Origin of the sequence: Streptomyces sp. NPDC053048, assembly GCF_044547045.1 — a bacterium.
Taxonomy (GTDB): Bacteria; Actinomycetota; Actinomycetes; order Streptomycetales; family Streptomycetaceae; genus Streptomyces.
The window spans coordinates 1-16,305 of record NZ_JBITZS010000005.1; the positions used below are offsets into that span (position 1 = coordinate 1).

The window sequence follows — 16,305 nt, forward strand, 5'->3', positions numbered from 1 at the left end:
ACGGAAACCACACCACAGCACAAGCCCGTCGCCAGCCCACCAGCCACCCGGACGCACGAACCGCAGCGGCATAGAGAGACCACCTGGACAGCCGGGCTGGTAGCCGTCCGAGGTGTCCACGGTCAGGGTGGGGACGCCCAGGGAGATCGGGACGAAGGATTGCAGGGATCGCTCACCGGCGACTACACCGTCCGCCAGATAGATCAAGAATTCGGATTCACCCCGCGCACGACCTGCCGCTACCTCAGGATGGACAGCAAGCAACTGTGACGTTGCGCGGACACCGGGTGATGCTGCATGACCTTCGTCAACGGGTTGCGAGCCGTATCTGCGCTGCGTACGCGATGCGGAGCGCACGGCGGGTCAGGCGAACCAGGTAGGCGGGCGGTGGGTCCTGCCCGATGGCGGCAAGGACGTGGTCGTGGTGGAGGGAGAGCAGGACGGCGCGGCCGAGCCGGTGCAGGGGGCGGGGGAACCAGCGGTGGTTGAACTGGTGGATGAGGGCTTCGGCGCTGCGTCGTCCGGCGGGGGTTGGGCGGTACCACTGGGGGGATTGTTCGTAGTCGCGGAGGGCCTGCTGCATGCCGGTCCAGGTGGTGGGCAAGTCGCGGATGTTCATACGGGCGCCGATGGCGCGCCAGTGCTGGACCTGAGCGGCTTTCTCCCTGTCGGTGAAGGCGTTGATGTCGGCGAGGGTGAGGACCTCGTCGGACAGAAGAGTGAACAGTGCGATGCCGTGAACGTACGTTTCGTGGGAGAAGGGGTAGCTGCGGGCGTAGTGGACGTGCATGCGCTGGACCCGGTCGATCGAGGCGGCGGCCTGCGGGCTTGCCGCACCGTGCCGGACCCAGTGCTGGAAGTAGGCGATCGTGTCGTCGGCGCGGGCTTGTCCACTGCGGTGGATCTTTCCGGTGCCGGCGCGGTCGACGGCGGCTGCCCCCTCGGCCTCGCCGACGATCCGCATCAGGCCCAGGGTGTAGAGCAGGTGACGGGTGAAGGCTGCTCCGACCGGCGGGGTCATCCGGCGAGCGATGCCGCGCATGATGTGCGCGTCATCTTCTGCGCTCTCGTGCCGGTGGTCGGGCTCCTGTGGCAGCGGTTGTGACACGGGATCCTCCTGCTCAGGTGATCAAGGGCGGGTGGGGTGGCGGCCGCCGCGGCTGACGGACGCTCCCGCTCGATGGTGCGAAGGAGTCCGAACCGCCGCCTTGGGCGCATTCCGGCCCCCGTCGGCGCATGTCCGGGGCCTGGGCGGGCTGGGCTGGGCGGGTGGTGTCAGGTGGTGAAGGTCTGGTGGCCGAGGACGCGGAGGAATTCCAGGCGTTCGGCGGCGTCGGTGCCGGGCTGGGGCCGGTAGAGGAAGAGGCGGTTGCCGGTGCTGGGGCTCAGGACGACGTCGCATTGCAGGTCGAGGCGGCCGACGTGCGGGTGGAGGAGGGTCTTGCGGGCGGAGCGGACGGTGGCGACCTCGCCCAGTTCCCAGATGGCGGAGAACTCCTCGCTGCGCTCGAGCAGGTCGTTGACGAGTTGCTCGCCGGCTGGATGGGGGCCGTGGCGGAAGACGGCCGCGCGCAGGTCAGCGACGATGACGCGGCCGAGTGATGCGTGGTCCTCCTCCGGGTACAAACCACGGCCTCCGGCGTGGGTGAACCAGAGCCAGGCGCCGTTGCCCTCCCGGCCCGGACGGTTGGCCAGCGGTCCCAGCAGGGCGACGGCCGCGGCATTCTGCACGATCACCGTGCCGAGCTCGTCGACAATCTGCGCGGGGGTGTCGGTGAGGGCGTCGACGATGTGCATCAGCCCGGGGTCGGCATAGCCGTCGGCGGAGTGGTGTTGTGGGGGCTGGTAGCCGGCCACGGCGTAGAGGTGGTCGCGTTCGTCGGTGGACAGGCGCAGGGCGCGGGCGAGGGCGCCGATCAGGGCTTCGGAGGGATTGACTCCGCGTGCCTGTTCGAGGCGTTCGTAGTAGTCGGTGGAGATGTTCGCCAGCATGGCCACTTCCTCGCGGCGCAGGCCGGGGGTGCGGCGCCGTCCGCCGGGAATGAGGCCGACGTCGGCGGGGCGCAGGGCCTCGCGGCGGGCGCGCAGGAAGCGGCCCAGCTCTCGGCGGTCGGTCATCTTCGGTGCTCCCTGGCGGTACGGCGGGCACTGCGAGCGGACCGGGGCGGGGCCGGCTCGCAGTCGCTGACATGACCAGCTTGATACGTCCGCCTCCGGTTATCCACGTACTGCCGGACCGACGATAAACGCACCGTGGATACCTCTTCGTGCCTGCAGCAGGCTGGGAGACAGCCGCTGGGAGACCTCCTCCCGGGACCGGTTTTCGCACGTAGACGGTGCTTTGCAGCCGTCGAGCACTGCTGAGGAGCTTCATCCCATGGCCAAGTGGACCAGCGCCCGCATCCCCGACCAGAAAGGCCGGACAGCTGTCGTGACCGGGGCCAACAGCGGTCTGGGTTTCCAGACGGCCCGCGAGCTGGCCCGCCACGGCGCCCACGTCCTGATGACCGCCCGGGACCATAACCGCGGCACCGCCGCCGTGGAGCGGCTCCTGGCCGAGCAGCCGAGGGCGAGCGTCGAGCTGCGCCTGCTGGACCTGTCCGACCTGGACTCGGTGACCGCCTTCGCACAGAAGATCCTCGACGACGGCCTGCCGGTGGACGTCCTGGTGAACAACGCGGGCGTCATGTGGCCCCCGCACCGGCTCACGCCGCAGGGCTACGAACTGCAGTTCGCCACCAACCACCTCGGCCACTTCGCGCTCACCGGCCTGCTGCTGGGCCATCTGGAGAAGTCCGCCGCCCAGGGCCGCGACGCCCGCGTGGTGACGGTCAGCTCCGTCGAGCACCGCGGCGGCACCATCTTCTTCGACGACCTGCACGGCGAACGCGGCTACGCCCCGCGCGCCTACTACTCCCAGTCCAAGCTCGCCAACACCCTGTTCGGCCTGGAACTCGACCGGCGGCTGCGCGCAGCCGGATCGACGGTGACCAGCGTCCTGGCCCATCCGGGCTACGCCGGCACCAACCTGCAGTCCAGCGGCCCGACCGGCTTCCTGCGGTTCTTCTTCTCCAAGATCGCCAATCCGCTGATGGCCCAGCCCGTGGAGAAGGGAGCCTGGAACCAGCTCTACGCGGCCACCGCACCCGGGGTGAAGGGCGGCCAGTTCATCGGCCCGGACGGCTTCGGCGAGTACCGGGGCCACCCCGCCGTCGTCCAGCCCGACAAGGCCGCCCAGGACCTGGACGTCGCCCGTCGACTGTGGTCGGTCTCCGAGCAGCTCACCCAGGTCCACTCCCCCTCCCACTGACCACTGCCCGACACCACCACGTCAATCGACGAAGACATCCGGAAGGCACCACAGATGACCATGCACAAGCGCGTCCTCGGCCGCCAGGGCCTGACCACTTCCGCCCTGGGGCTGGGCGCGATGGGGATGACGATGTTCTACGGCCCCAGCAACCGCGAGGAGAACATCACCACCATCCACCGCGCGTTCGACCTGGGGGTGACCCTGTTCGACACCGCCGAGGTCTACGGTGGCGGCACCGGATCGAACGAGCGGCTGCTCGGTGAGGCCGTCAAGGGCTTCCGCGACGAGGTGGTGCTGGCCACCAAGTTCGGCTACGACCTCGCCAACCCCGGCGGTCTCAACAGCCGGCCCGACAACATCCGCAAGGTCGCCGACAACAGCCTGCGCTACCTCGGCACCGATCACATCGACGTCCTCTACCAGCACCGCGTCGACCCGGACGTGCCGATCGAGGAAGTCGCCGGGACGGTGAAGGAGCTGATCGAGGCAGGCAAGGTCCGCTACTTGGGTCTGTCCGAGGCCGGCCCCGAGACCATCCGCCGCGCCCACGCCGTGCAGCCGGTCTCGGTCCTGCAGACCGAGTACTCCGTCTTCGAGCGGCACGTCGAGGACACCGTCCTGCCGGTCGTGCGCGAGCTCGGGATCGGGTTCGTGCCTTATGCCCCGCTGGGACGCGGGTTCCTCACCGGAGCGATGAAGCCGGCCGACCAGTACACCGCGGACGACTGGCGCCGCCTCGACCCGCGCTGGCAGGGCGAGAACTTCGACGCCAACGCCCAAGCCGTCGCAGCCCTCACCGAGCTCGCCGCTTCCGAGGGCATCACCACCGCCCAGCTCGCCCTTGCCTGGCTGCTCGCGCAGGGCGACGACATCGTCCCCATCCCCGGCACGCGCAGCCCCGAGCGCCTGGCGGAGAACATCGGCGCCACCGGCGTCACGCTCACCGGCCACGACCTCACCCGGATCAAGGAGATCCTGCCGAACGGCGCCTTCGGCGACCGCTACGCGGCCCCCTTCATGCCCAAGGGCTGACACCGACCCCGACCCGCCTACGGCGCGCCCGGTGGGTCATCCATGGCTCACCGGACAGCCCCCAGGGGCCATAGCGCGCTTCCCGAGCGGGTTTCCGGGCCATGGGCTTCACAACTTTCGCTTCACGGGCAGGCCAGGCAGGGGGGCTGTTTCAGCGTGCCGCCCATGAGGTGATCTGTGAGATCAATGACCCCTACGGGATCATCATGTGCAGCGATACCCTGAGGTGGTGAACCGCCCCGACCTGAACCTGGTTGTCGCCCTCCACGCCCTCCTTGAGGAGCGCCATGTCACCCGTGCCGCTCAGCGCATCGGCGTGGGCCAGCCCGCCGCCAGTGCGATGCTGGCCCGTCTGCGCCGCCACTTCGACGACGAGCTGCTCACCCGCGTGGGAAACCGCTACGAGCTGACGCCGCTCGGCACGTCCCTGCGTGACCGGGCCGCCGGTGTCCTGGAGATGAACGACCGGCTCTTCGCCATCAAGTCGCGCTTCGACCCGGCCCGCACCGAGAGGGAATTCGTCATCGGAATCTCCGACTACGCCCTCGGCGTCCTCGGCCCGCGCCTCCTCGAACGATTCGAGAAGGACGCCCCCGACGCGCGCTTGACGTTCCGGCTGTACACCAGCCCTGACCACGACTCCGACGGCGACATCGCGCTCCGCTCGGTGGACGGCATGATCCTGCCGTACGGAAACCCGCACAAACACCTGCCGCACAAGGAACTCCTGCGCGACGAGTGGGTGCTCCTCCTGGACGGGGCGAACGACCTGGCCGGAGCCCCGTCCAGGGAGGATCTGTCCGATCTGCGCTGGGTCGTCGCGTACGGCGATCCGGCCCACCCTACGCCCGGCACCGGGCAGCTGGAGGCCGCCGGGGTGACCATGCGGCACATCACGGTCGTGGACAGCTTTCGCATGGTGCCGTACTTCGTCACCGGGAGCAGGCGCGTCGGCGTCGTGCAGCGGCGGCTCGCCGAGAGCCTGCCGGAACATCTGGGGCTGCGCGCGATTCCGGTGCCCTACCCGATGCCCGAACTCGTCCTCGCCTTCTGGTGGCATCCGATCAACACCGTTGACGCGGGCCACAGTTGGCTGCGCGAACTGCTCGGGCAGGTGGCGGCCGAGCTGGGCGCGGGGTGACCCGGTCTTCCCGCAGCCGATGGAACGCGCTGCCGTGGAAGACCAACGGCGGGCGGACCGGACTGCTGTGCAGCCGGTGGACACGCAGCAGCACGACCGGGCTGCAGGACGCTGCCGGCCTGTTCCTGCAGCTGCTGTCCGAGGGGGTGAGGCGGTAGCGGTTGCCCTCGCAGGTTGAGATCAGGAAGGGCCACACCCAAGACTATCGACCAGGCTGATACATCCATATGAATCATTGATTTCCTTTATGTCTGGTGCGGCATAAGACTCGATGGCATGAACCATCCCGAACCGAGCCTCGCGCTCACCAACGCTCTGCTGATCGACGGCACCAGCGGACCCGTGATCGACGGCGCGACCGTCGTCGTCTCCGGCGGCCGGATCGCCGCCGCCGGGACCGGCGCACCGGTCCCTCCCCACGCGACGGTGGTCGACCTGGAGGGCAAGGCGGTCCTTCCGGGGCTGATCGACGCCCATGTGCACCTGGGAGGACTGGGCTTTCGGAGCACGCCGCCGTTCGGTGGCCGGGCCGCCACCGACGACTACGCCGCCGCTCGGGAAGGGGCCTTGCGGTACGGGGTCACCACCCAGCGCAGCCTGGGCGACTTCCTCCACGACAGCATCGCCGTGCGGGACGGCATCGAGAACGGCACCCTGGCCGGGGCCCGCGTCGTGACCAGCGGGCCGAGCTTCCAGGTCGAGGGCGGGCACCCCAACGCCACCGTCTGGGGCAGCGAGCCGGCAGCCGTACGGGAAGGCGCCCGCATGCCGAAGACGGCCGAAGAAGCGGAGCGCATGGTCGACGAGCTCGCCGCCGCGGGCGTCGACCTCGTCAAGATCATTATTTCGAACAACGCGATCCTCGGCCCGGCCCGCCCCGAACTGAAGATGCCCTGGCACCTCACCGAGGCCATCACCGATGCCGCCCACGCCCGCGGGCTGCGGGTCGCTGCCCACACCGAGACCGTCGAGGACGCCAGGACGGCGGTCGAGCGCGGTGTCGACGACATCGAGCACCTGATGCTGCGCGCGGAGGAACCGCAGGACGAGGCCGCCGCCGAGGCGCTGTTCGCCCTCATGGCCGACCGCGGCACCTACCTCGTACCCACCATGGTGGCCCACCAGTTCGAGGCGACCGCCGACGGGGACGCCCGCACCCTGCGCTACGGCAACCACCTGGTCCACCGCGCCTACGAGGCGGGCGTACGGCTCGGGGTCGGCTCGGACGCGCACTCCCCGGGGCTGCACGGCTGGAAGCTGCGCGACGAGCTGGTGATGATGGTCCACGACCAAGGCATCCCGGCCCCCGCAGCCCTGTCCATGGCGACGAAGACCAATGCCGAGCTGCTCGGCATCGCCGACCGCCTGGGCACCGTCGAGCCGGGCAAGATCGCCGACCTGCTGATCGTCTCCGGCAACCCGACCCAGGACATCACCGCCATCGGCCGTGTCCACCAGGTGATCCGAAGCGGCCGAGTCGTCTTCGACGGCGAGGGAGCGTGACCACGTGACAAAGATCGACGTCCATCACCACTTCCTGCCCGGCTTCTACCGCCAGGCGCTGATCGACAACGGGCACTCCCGCCCCGACGGCATCTGGGGCATCCCCGGCTGGGACGAGACCTCCGCCCTCCAGATGCTCGACGAGGCCGGGATCGCCAAGGCATATCTGTCGATCTCCTCCCCCGGAGTCCACTTCGGCGACGCGGCCGCGGCCCGTGTCCTGGCCCGGCGGGTCAACGAGGAGGCCGCGCGGCTCGCGCGCGCCCACCCGGGCCGGTTCGGGTTCTTCGCCTCGACGCCGCTGCCCGACATCGACGGAGCCCTGGCGGAGATCGCGTACGCCTTCGACGAGCTCGGCGCCGACGGCGTGGTCCTCGAGACCAACGTCGACGGCCTCTACCTGGGTAACGAGCAGTTGGAGCCGGTCCATGCCGAACTGGGCCGCCGTAACGCCGTGTTGTTCCTGCACCCCACCAGCCCCGCCGCCCCCTGTACCGGGCATGCCCCGGCCCTGCCGTATCCGCGGCCCATGCTGGAGTTTCTCTTCGACACCACCCGGACGGTGACCGACATGGTGCTCTCCGGTGTACTGGAGCGTCACCCCGGCCTCCGCGTGATCGTCCCGCACGCCGGTGCCGTCCTGCCCGCCGTCGCCTCGCGCGTCGACCTCATCGGCGCGCGCACGGCCGGCAAGGAACACCAGCAGCCGATGCGCAACGCCCTGCGCACGCTCCACTTCGACCTGGCGGGCATGCCCCTGCCCGAGATGCTGCCGGCGCTGCTGAACGTCGCCGACCCGGCCCGTCTCCACTACGGCAGCGACTGGCCCTTCACCCCACTGCCGGAAGTCCTCGCCTGGGCCGGACGCCTCGAAGCGGCCACCACCGCCCTCGGTGAGGACGGCATGGCCAAGGCCCTGCGCGCCAACACTGAGGCGCTCTTCAGCTGAACATCCGAACATCGCTGCCCGCCGGCTGCCCGTACAGCCGGCGGGCAGCCCCGCACCGCCCGGTGAGCGCGCGGGCGGCCTTTCAGCGCCGGCGGTCGCCGGCCGTCTTCTCGACGTGGTCGCCCATCACCTCGGCGAGACGCTCCAGTGCCTCGAGCACCTCGGCGCGGGCGCCGCCCAGCGCATGGAACATCTCGGCCTCCACCGTCAGGCGCCGGGGGAAGAGCGAGTCCATCAGGCGCTTGCCCTCCTCGGTGATCGTCACCAGCGACGCACGCCGGTCGGCCGGATTGGGCGCACGCTCGATCAGCCCCCGCCGCTCCAGCTTCGCCAGCGCCTTGCTCACCGCCGCCTGGGTCAGCCCCAGGTCCTCGGCGAGCCGGCGCGCGATCACCGGCTCCTCCTCGTAACGCAGCGGCACCAGGAAATCCAGCTCCTGCAACGTCAGCGGGGCGCCCTCGACGAGCGGCTCCACCGCGCGGTCCAGCAACGACGCGCACCGCTTGATGAGCGTGACGATCTCCATCGAGGACGTGTCCAGCCCAGGGTTGTTCGCCGCCCACTGGCCACGGACCCTGCCCGAGTGCGCGTGCACCGGACCCCCAATTGCTTAACTGGTTATGTATTGGTTACGGTTTTTCCATGGTATCCCCGACCCGAACCACAAACAGCACCCCCCGCACGACCGCCCCCGCAGGCCGCAGCGCCGCCCTGATCGCCGCCCTCGGCGCTCTCAGCGCCGTGGCACCGCTGGCCACCGACATGTACGTGCCCGGCTTCCCCGCCATGGGAGCCGCCCTGCACGCAAACAGCACGGCGATCCAGCTGACCATGACCACCTTCCTCGCCGGCCTGGTCGCCGGCCAGCTGGTCATCGGCCCCCTCAGCGACGCAATGGGCCGGCGCAGACTCCTCATCGGCGGCACCGCCGCCTTCGCCGCCCTGTCCCTGGCCTGCGCCCTCGCACCGAACGTCCAGACGCTCCTGATCCTGCGCCTGCTCCAGGGCGTCGCGGCCGCCACCGGCATGGTCCTCGCCCGCGCCGTCCTCACCGACCGCTTCGACGGCCCCGAGGTCCCCCGCTACTTCGCCCTGCTCGCCCAGGTCCTGGGCATCGCCCCGGTGGCCGCCCCCGTCCTCGGCGGCGCCATCCTCGGCGTGACCACCTGGCGCGGCATCTTCGTCGCCCTCGCCCTGGCCGGCGCCCTGCTCACCGTGGCAGTGCTGGCCAAGGTCCCCGAGACCCTGCCCCCGCAGAACCGGCAGTCACAGGGGCTGGCGAACACATTCCGCACCATGGGCGGCCTGTGCCGTCGGCGCGCGTTCATGGGGTACGTCCTCGTCCTCGGCCTCACCTCGGCCGCGCTGTTCGCCTACATCAGCGGGTCCAGCTTCGTCTTCGAGCACCTGCACGGTGTCTCGTCCACGGCCTACTCCCTGATCTTCGCCACCAACGCCGTCGGCATGCTGATCGCGGGCTTCGCCTTCAGCAGGCTCTCCCGGAAGATCAGCCTCAACACCATGCTGACCACGGGCGTCGCCATATGCGGCCTCGGGGTGACCGGCCAGCTGGCCATCCTCGGCACAGCCGGCGAAACCCTCGCCGGCACCTGGGCCAGCCTCTTCGTCAGCCTCCTCGGCGTCGGACTGATCTTCCCCGCCGCCACCACCCTCGGCCAGGCCCTCGGCCGCACCGCCCCCGGAGCCGCCTCCGCCCTCCTCGGCGGACTCCAATTCCTCTTCGGCGCCCTCGCCTCCCCCCTCGTCGGCCTCTTCGGCGAAACCAGCTCCACCCCCATGGCCCTCATCATGCTCGTCGCCGTCGCCCTCGCCGCACTCGCCCTGATCACCCTCGCCCGCCCCTGGCTCCGCCACGGCGAAACGCTCACTGACAACTGACCCCCCACCCGGGGCGGGAGCCCACGCTCGGCGGAGGTGGCGGTTTCGGGGAACGCGATCGCGGCCTCGCAGGCCAGCCTCAGCACCATGCGCCGCTCGGGTCCGCGCACTGCCCAGCCCCAGCCGCCAGCGCTCCAGCAGATCGGCCACAGCCACACGGCCGTCCGGGTAGCGGTAGCGGGAGGCCGTCCGTTCCGGGCAAACGCCAAGGCTTCCTCGCTCAGTGGCATCCCCTCCGCCGGCGCATGCTCCCACAGCAAGGCACACCACTGGCGGTCGTCGGGGCGGCGGAAGTAGATCCGGGTGATGTCGTCGGGGTCCACCTGGAACGGCCACGTGTTCGTGCCGGGCCGTCGTACGGGCTGCGTGTGCCGGGGGCGGGCAGGTGTGCCCCTCTGTAGTGGCGGCCGCCGATCTCCACACCGTAGTGCTGGATGGTCCGCCACTCGGTGCGCAGGAACTCAAACGCCAGATCCGGATCCCTCGGTGCTTCGATGTAGCCGGCCCGGGCCATGCCGTGCTCGAACATGGCCGCCGGGGACAGCTGAAGTCCCGGCAGGCCCGGTTCGACGAGGCCCGTGTGGGGCGGTGGTGGTAGACAACCGCCACCCACTGGCGGGTGATCGCCTCCAGCTCGTCCAGGAAGAAGAACGCCTCGTCTTCCGGGCTGCTGCCGCGGGAAGCGACATCGGGGCCCTTGTAGCCCGGCAGCGCCTGCAGCAGGTCCTCGCGCAGGGTGCGGAAAAATCGCTCCAGCGGCCCCTTGTCGCGGCCGGTGCGCAGCCGGGCGGGCTGGAGGGAGATGCCCATCCGGCGGCAGACCGAAGTCAGGTGCTCCGAGACGTAGACCTTGCCGTGGTCGACCACCAGGGTCTCGGGCACCAGGGGCGGCGTGGCCAGCCCCGGGCCCTGGACGGCGCCGGTGTCGAGGAGCACGGTGCGGGGGATGCCGTGCTCGGGCCACACCGCATGCCGCGGCCAGTCGGGAGGGGCGGGTCGGGGGCGGAAGGCTTGGTAGAGGACCGCACTGACGTCCACCGCCTTCGTCGAGACGGGGGTGAGGCGGATCCCGGTGATGCAGCGGGTGTACCAATCCATGCCGATGGCCAGGGCAGCGCATTGGACGGTGTGATCCGGGGCGGTGGCCGGTGTAGCCGGGGCAGCATCGAATGCGCGTAGTAGGGCTCACGCGGCTCGTCCAGGGCGGTCGTGCGGCGGCTGAGGCGTTTCGGGGAGGTTCAGGGGCAGTCGCTGTTCGCCTCCGTCAGCGATCTGGCCCGCAGCCGTGGACGGGGCGCCGCGTCGGGCTCCAGACGGGCCCCGACGATGTGGTCGGCCCGTATCCACCGGTCGCCCACCCGGACCCAGGTCGCCGTGTGCTGCGCTGACATGCCGTTTCTCCTCGGTGCGCGAAAGGCGCGGGGCGGGCCCCGGAGGCCCGCCCCGCGTGGGTGCAGCGGCGGTCGTGGACCGTGTTACGGGTCAGGACCGGATCACTGCGAGGGGTTCATCGGCACAGAGTCGAGGGACGGCTGCCCTCGGCAACTAGGGCTTGACCTTCTGCCAGATCAGCCAGCTAAATGCCCGGTGTCCGCTGGCGTTCGGGTGGAAGGACTCCACGGTGTCGGGGTAGCTGATGCCGTTGATCCACTCGGGGTCCTCGCATATCGCATGCCCCTTGAAGGGGTTCTCGGCGGCCACGAACTCAATTCCTTTACGCTGCGCGGCGATCGCCGTCACGTCGTTGAGGGTGTGGGCGGCGGCGTTGAGCTTCTGACGGGTGCCGAGACCCATCAGCCCGTCCGCATAGCAGCCGCTCCCTTGCTGCCGCACAAGCTTGGGGTAACCGACCACGAGAACCCGGGCGTTGGGCGCCTTGATGCGGATCGCCGTGTAGACCTTGTCGAGGCGGCCGGGCAGCTCCTTGAGGAAGGCGCGCTGCACCTCGGCGATCGCGTTGTTGCAGATGCTGCCTCCGCTGAACAGGATGCACTTCTTGACGACGCCGGTGAAGCCGAAGTCGTTGGCGCCGACCTGCACAGTAACCAGCTTGGTCCGCCGGTTCAGGGCGCCGAGCTGTTCGTTGATCACTGCCTTCGTGTTGGCTCCGCAGAACGCCCGGAATTCGAGCCTGGCTCCCAGGGCCGTCGCGACCAACCGGGGATACGCCCGAGTCGAGTTGGGAATTCGCGTCCCGTCGGCGCGGAAGCAGCTGTCCGCGTTCGCGTTCGGTGCGCCCGCTCCGACGCCGGCGGCGACGGAGTCCCCGAGCGCTACATAGCGCACCGGGGCCGCGGACGGTCCGGGAGCTGCAGTGCTGGCGGCAGCGGCTGCCGTCGACGGAGCGACGCCTGTGCCGGTCATGAGCGCAGAGACGGCGACGGCCGCCGTGAGTGCGGCACGGCCGGTGGTGAACTTCATGGTCCCCCCTGGTCTTTGGGTGTGCACGCCTTTTGTGGTGCACGACGACGAGCCTGTGAAGGGAGAACACCCCGGTCAAGAACGGTGCGCTGTCCCGGACAGGACTGTCATGTCCGCCCTGGTGAGCACGGTGTCCGGGACAGTGCGCAGCACTGTCCCGGACAGAGAGCGGGAAAATCGTGGGAGGGCGGGCTGATCACCTCTGCTGATCGGCGAGTGAGCCCGGGGGCGACGGCTGGGCGCGGCCTGTGCGAAACCAGGGTTTCGTACCATGGGCGCACGGGAGTGAACCGCCCGTGACCATGGGACGCTTCGGGAAGGAACCCGGATGTTCCCGGGGACGCGGTGTATCAGCTGAGGGTGGTGCTGCGCGGCATCAGCCCGCTGATCTGGCGCTCGACGGGGTCGATGGCGTCACAGATGGGCGTCACGGCGTGACGCTTGCTGAACTCGAACGCCGCCGGGCATCACGCCGAGCTACTTGTCACTTGGTCGGCTGCTCGTTAACGGCGGCGAGTGACACCCGGCCAACCTGCGGCCTGAGCTTCACTCGTGGCTACTTTGCGGCTGGTGTCTGAGCTAGGACACCGGGGCCTACCCGGGCGGAGGGGCGCTTGCGGCCGCCGAGGCGCAGTCCCAGGGACTGCACGCTCTGGCCGATGTACCGTCGCTCCCCATCGCGCGGATCCGCCAGGGCATACACCCTTCCGGTCCCGAACGGTGATCTCGTCCATCGCATGGAACGACCTTGGCTGCGGTGATCCAGTTCCGCATCCTGTCGTCGTCCAAGCCGCCCACGGCGGCCTTGCCCCTGGCCGGCGGGCCGCCGATGCGCTGGCGGGCACAGTGCCGGTGACCCCACCGATGATCCCTTCCGGGCAAGCACCGCCGCTGGTGGGCCAAACTTACCGAGAACCAGGTCACGGACGAGTGGTGGCAGCACTCCTGGGAACCGAAGGAGCTGCCAGTGGCAGCCCGGCACGCCGTCGCCCGGACCAGCCTCCGCCGCATGATCCGCTATGAGAACCGGCTTCAACCAGCCCCTGGAACGTCGGCCGGCAGCGCTCGTGGAAATATGCCCCAGGCGGGGCGGTGCCGGCCTCCTCGCAGAACCAGGCGAAGGAGTATTCACATGGGGCACATATCAGCCGAGCGGCGTCGCATCCTGGACTCGCCTCCGCCCGAGCTCGTCGCGGAGGCGGCCGCGAACCCGGGCGGGTCGGTCGCGGTGATCGACCCTGACCTCATCAGCGACCCCAACGGCTACGTCCCGGGGGAAGCCGTCCAGGGTGTCTGGCGGGTCGGCGAGGACGGGAAGCTGACCGGCGAGTTCGTAGAGAACCCGAACTACGGTCCGCCCAAGGACGACTTCACCAAGCTCACGGATTCCAACCACTGGCTGGACTGGCTCGGTGAGCAGCCCGCCGTTGCCGTGCGCGACTCCATCGCGGGAATTCTGAACGAACAGGTCCCTGGAGCGTATCTGGAGTGGATCAAGATCCTCGACGATCCGCGCTACCTCACCGGAGGCCGCCCCCGACCGGACGATGCGAGCCACATGTTCGTCACCCGGGCCGGCACCGCCCTCCCCTTCGCGCTCTCCGTGTCCATCCCGGGCCGCAAGCGGGAGATCCTCCAGGGCGTGTTCTCCTGGGTCGCCGTCGGCCTCGACCAGCCCGGCGAACGCAAGGACCGGGTCTGGCTCGACCTCTGGGCTGACCTGGACTGGGCCGAGACGGAACTCCGCAACCGGATCTACCTCGTCGGTCAGCCCCCAAACCCCGGCACCGCCTGAAACCCGCCCCGTCCCAATCTCGGGTCTCCGCAACCTGTCTCACCTCCCTCAAGTCCACTCTCAGCCTGTACGCGCGAAGGACACGGTCAGCGCCTGCTTCCAGGCCGCTCGTTGCTGGGGTATCGCGCCTGGGCCTCCGTCGTCGGCCATTGCCAGTGCCATGCGACAGGATCAGCCTCATGACGACTTTCCGCCGATGGGGCGCTGTCCAGCCTGTCCAGCCGCCCCGAGTATGAGGCTGCGCTCGACCGGTTGCGTGAGGCTTCGCGGGCGTACTACGGCGAGGGCGACAGCCCGATCGACGATGCCACCTACGACGGGCTCCGGCAGCAAGTGCCGGCTTGGGAGAAGGAGCAGCCCGCCGAGGCGGTGCCCGACTCCCCTACCGCCCTGGTCGCCGACGGTGCCGCCCCGGCAGGCGACGTCGCGCACACCACGCGCCTGCTGAGCCTGGACAACGTCTTCGACGCCGAGGGCCTGCTGTCCTGGGGCGCCTCCGTCCAGCGCCGGCTGGTCCGGGCGCCGGAGGGCGGGTACACCGTGGAACCGAAGATCGACGGCGCCGCCGTGGCCGGCCGCTACCACGATGGCCGCCTCGTCAAGGTCATCACCCGCGGCGACGGCACCCACGGTGAGGACGTCAGCCACATCATCGGCCAGATCGACGGGCTGCCCGAGCAGCTGGCCGTACCGGCCACACTTGAGGTGCGGGGCGAGGTGGCCTTTAGCCAGGAGCAGTTCGAGACCGCGAATGCGGTCCGCACGGCCCACGGCGCGCAGGTTTTCGCCAACCCCCGTAACGGGGCGGCGGGCACGCTGCGGGCGAAGGACCGCCCGTACCGGCTGCGCCTGACGTTTTGGGCCTACGGCGCGGTCGAGCTGAATGAAGGGTCGTTCCTGCCTAACCGGGGCAACCCACGCACAGGTCCTGGCTGCGGTGGCTGAGGCCGGCATCCAGACGACTGCTGCCTCCCCTGCCGGGCTGCATGTCGCCGCCGACCTGCAGGAAGCGCAAGCGCGGATCGATGCCATCGCCGCCATGCGAGCGGAGCTGCCTGTCGGGATCGACGGTGTGGTCGTCAAGCTGAACGACACGGCCGAACAGCAAGCGGCCGGCACCGGCACGAGGTTCCCTCACTGGGCCATCGCGGTGAAGCTTCCGGCCGTCGAGAGGCAGACGGTGCTGGAGAACGTGGTGTGGGAGGTCGGCCGCACCGGGGTCCTCGCCCCGACCGCGATCCTGACAGCCGTGGAGATCGACGGCTCCACCGTCACCCGTGCCACCCTGCACAACCCCGCCGACATCCGCCGCCGCGACCTCCACCTCGGAGACACCGTCACGGTCTACAAGGCCGGCGACATCATCCCCCGCGTCCAGGCCGCCGTGCCCAGCCTCCGGCCGTCCGGGGCACAGGTGGTCCCGCTGCCCGAGGCCTGCCCCAACTGCGGCGGCCAGATCAACAAGGCCCAGGAGCGGTGGCGCTGCACCAAGGGCACCGCCTGCGCCTTGCCGGCACTGATCGAGTACGCGGCCGGGCGGGAGATGCTCGACATCGACGGCCTCGGCAAGACGTACGTGGCGGCGCTGATCGAGTCCGGCGACGTCACCGACGTCGCCGACCTGTTCACGCTGACCACCGAGAAGCTCACGGCCGCGTCCGGCAGCGCCAAGCGCGGTGTCAAACTCGCCGACCAGCTCACAGCCGCCAAGTCCCACCCGCTCAGCCGTGTCTTCTGCGCGCTGGGCGTCCTCGGCACCGGGCGCAGTATGTCCCGTCGCATCGCCCGGCACTTCGGCACGATGGAAGCGATCCGCCAGGCCGACGCGGCCGCGATGCAGGAGGTCGAGGGGATCGGCCCGGAGAAGGCCCCGGTCATCGACAAGCTGATCGCCGCGGGCGTCAACATGACCGAGCCCGAGGAGTCGTCGGTGACGCAGGACGCAGGCCCGCTCACGGGCAAGGTCGTCGTGGTCACCGGCAAGATGAGCGGACCGCTCGAGGCCTACGGCCGGACCGAGATGAATGCCCTGATCGAGAAGGCCGGTGGTCGGGCCGGCAGCAGCGTCAACTCCAAGACGTCCATCCTGGTTGCCGCCCCGTCCACCAGCGGAAAGCCGAGTTCGAAGGCGGTCAAGGCCGCTGAGCTGGGGGTCGAGGTCCTCACCCCGGAGGCCTTCGCCGACCTGGTGGCCACTTCCCTGAGCTGACAGGAGGCTGCGCTCACAACGCTCCCGAGCCCCGTGGGGAAGT

At 69.9% G+C, this 16,305-nt stretch carries 14 protein-coding genes and 1 pseudogene; 9 read left to right on the top strand and 6 right to left on the bottom strand.

Annotated elements, in window-relative coordinates:
* From ACIG36_RS13925 to ACIG36_RS13935, 3 genes and pseudogenes are all read right to left on the bottom strand, one after another.
* Positions 1 to 207, bottom strand: a pseudogene (locus tag ACIG36_RS13925) (hypothetical protein); the annotation flags it as partial.
* A 100-nt stretch (positions 208 to 307) separates the two neighbouring features.
* Positions 308 to 1,108 (bottom strand): hypothetical protein, encoded by an 801-nt coding sequence (locus ACIG36_RS13930; RefSeq protein ID WP_399926492.1) that lies wholly within the window; start codon positions 1,106 to 1,108, stop codon positions 308 to 310.
* Between the two features lie 167 nt (positions 1,109 to 1,275).
* A complete protein-coding gene (locus tag ACIG36_RS13935; RefSeq protein ID WP_399926494.1) occupies positions 1,276 to 2,118 on the bottom strand; it encodes a helix-turn-helix transcriptional regulator in 843 nt (280 codons plus the stop codon).
* A gap of 259 nt (positions 2,119 to 2,377) precedes the next feature.
* Here ACIG36_RS13935 and ACIG36_RS13940 point away from each other — a divergent pair, with 259 nt between their 5' ends.
* The 5 genes from ACIG36_RS13940 (at position 2,378) to ACIG36_RS13960 (ending at position 7,938) form a co-directional block, all read left to right on the top strand.
* On the top strand, positions 2,378 to 3,310 hold the full coding sequence (locus ACIG36_RS13940; RefSeq protein ID WP_399926496.1) for an oxidoreductase: 933 nt from the start codon (positions 2,378 to 2,380) through the stop codon (positions 3,308 to 3,310).
* Positions 3,311 to 3,370: 60 nt separating this feature from the next.
* Entirely contained in the window at positions 3,371 to 4,345 is a 975-nt protein-coding gene (locus ACIG36_RS13945; protein WP_399927591.1) for an aldo/keto reductase, read from the top strand.
* 229 nt (positions 4,346 to 4,574) lie between these two features.
* Positions 4,575 to 5,486 (top strand): LysR family transcriptional regulator, encoded by a 912-nt coding sequence (locus tag ACIG36_RS13950; RefSeq protein WP_399926498.1) that lies wholly within the window; start codon positions 4,575 to 4,577, stop codon positions 5,484 to 5,486.
* 276 nt (positions 5,487 to 5,762) lie between these two features.
* The gene (locus ACIG36_RS13955) at positions 5,763 to 6,989 is read left to right on the top strand and encodes an amidohydrolase family protein (protein WP_399926500.1); all 1,227 of its coding nucleotides are present in this window, start codon (positions 5,763 to 5,765) and stop codon (positions 6,987 to 6,989) included.
* A 4-nt stretch (positions 6,990 to 6,993) separates the two neighbouring features.
* A complete protein-coding gene (locus ACIG36_RS13960; protein WP_399926502.1) occupies positions 6,994 to 7,938 on the top strand; it encodes an amidohydrolase family protein in 945 nt (314 codons plus the stop codon).
* A gap of 82 nt (positions 7,939 to 8,020) precedes the next feature.
* Here the strand turns inward: ACIG36_RS13960 and ACIG36_RS13965 are convergent, their stop codons facing one another.
* Complete coding sequence (locus ACIG36_RS13965; protein WP_256790147.1) at positions 8,021 to 8,533, bottom strand: MarR family transcriptional regulator; 513 nt, start codon at positions 8,531 to 8,533, stop codon at positions 8,021 to 8,023.
* A gap of 47 nt (positions 8,534 to 8,580) precedes the next feature.
* On the opposite strand from ACIG36_RS13965, the gene ACIG36_RS13970 reads away from it, so the two are divergent.
* Positions 8,581 to 9,837: a multidrug effflux MFS transporter gene (locus ACIG36_RS13970; RefSeq protein WP_399926505.1), complete on the top strand. Its 1,257-nt coding sequence runs from the start codon at positions 8,581 to 8,583 to the stop codon at positions 9,835 to 9,837.
* A gap of 1,238 nt (positions 9,838 to 11,075) precedes the next feature.
* Here ACIG36_RS13970 and ACIG36_RS13975 read toward each other — a convergent pair.
* On the bottom strand, positions 11,076 to 11,228 hold the full coding sequence (locus tag ACIG36_RS13975; RefSeq protein WP_399926507.1) for a hypothetical protein: 153 nt from the start codon (positions 11,226 to 11,228) through the stop codon (positions 11,076 to 11,078).
* A gap of 154 nt (positions 11,229 to 11,382) precedes the next feature.
* Positions 11,383 to 12,258, bottom strand: coding sequence for an SGNH/GDSL hydrolase family protein (locus ACIG36_RS13980; protein ID WP_399926509.1), 876 nt, complete (start codon positions 12,256 to 12,258; stop codon positions 11,383 to 11,385).
* 1,132 nt (positions 12,259 to 13,390) lie between these two features.
* Between ACIG36_RS13980 and ACIG36_RS13985 the strand changes: the two genes are divergently transcribed.
* The 3 genes from ACIG36_RS13985 (at position 13,391) to ACIG36_RS13995 (ending at position 16,262) form a co-directional block, all read left to right on the top strand.
* On the top strand, positions 13,391 to 14,053 hold the full coding sequence (locus ACIG36_RS13985; RefSeq protein WP_399926511.1) for a hypothetical protein: 663 nt from the start codon (positions 13,391 to 13,393) through the stop codon (positions 14,051 to 14,053).
* A gap of 252 nt (positions 14,054 to 14,305) precedes the next feature.
* Positions 14,306 to 14,998 carry a hypothetical protein gene (locus ACIG36_RS13990; RefSeq protein ID WP_399926513.1) on the top strand — a complete coding sequence of 231 codons (693 nt, stop codon included), beginning with the start codon at positions 14,306 to 14,308 and terminating at the stop codon, positions 14,996 to 14,998.
* Positions 14,991 to 16,262: a helix-hairpin-helix domain-containing protein gene (locus ACIG36_RS13995; RefSeq protein WP_399926514.1), complete on the top strand. Its 1,272-nt coding sequence runs from the start codon at positions 14,991 to 14,993 to the stop codon at positions 16,260 to 16,262. The genes ACIG36_RS13990 and ACIG36_RS13995 overlap by 8 nt, the downstream gene beginning before the upstream one ends.
* Positions 16,263 to 16,305: the final 43 nt, after the last annotated feature.

Coding starts and splice junctions, on each gene's coding strand:
- ACIG36_RS13945 (WP_399927591.1), top strand. CDS start 3,371: ATGCACAAGCGCGTCCTCGGCCGCCAGGGCCTGACCACTTCCGCCCTG.
- ACIG36_RS13985 (WP_399926511.1), top strand. CDS start 13,391: ATGGGGCACATATCAGCCGAGCGGCGTCGCATCCTGGACTCGCCTCCG.
- ACIG36_RS13975 (WP_399926507.1), bottom strand. CDS start 11,228: ATGTCAGCGCAGCACACGGCGACCTGGGTCCGGGTGGGCGACCGGTGG.
- ACIG36_RS13970 (WP_399926505.1), top strand. CDS start 8,581: ATGGTATCCCCGACCCGAACCACAAACAGCACCCCCCGCACGACCGCC.
- ACIG36_RS13980 (WP_399926509.1), bottom strand. CDS start 12,258: ATGAAGTTCACCACCGGCCGTGCCGCACTCACGGCGGCCGTCGCCGTC.
- ACIG36_RS13935 (WP_399926494.1), bottom strand. CDS start 2,118: ATGACCGACCGCCGAGAGCTGGGCCGCTTCCTGCGCGCCCGCCGCGAG.
- ACIG36_RS13955 (WP_399926500.1), top strand. CDS start 5,763: ATGAACCATCCCGAACCGAGCCTCGCGCTCACCAACGCTCTGCTGATC.
- ACIG36_RS13940 (WP_399926496.1), top strand. CDS start 2,378: ATGGCCAAGTGGACCAGCGCCCGCATCCCCGACCAGAAAGGCCGGACA.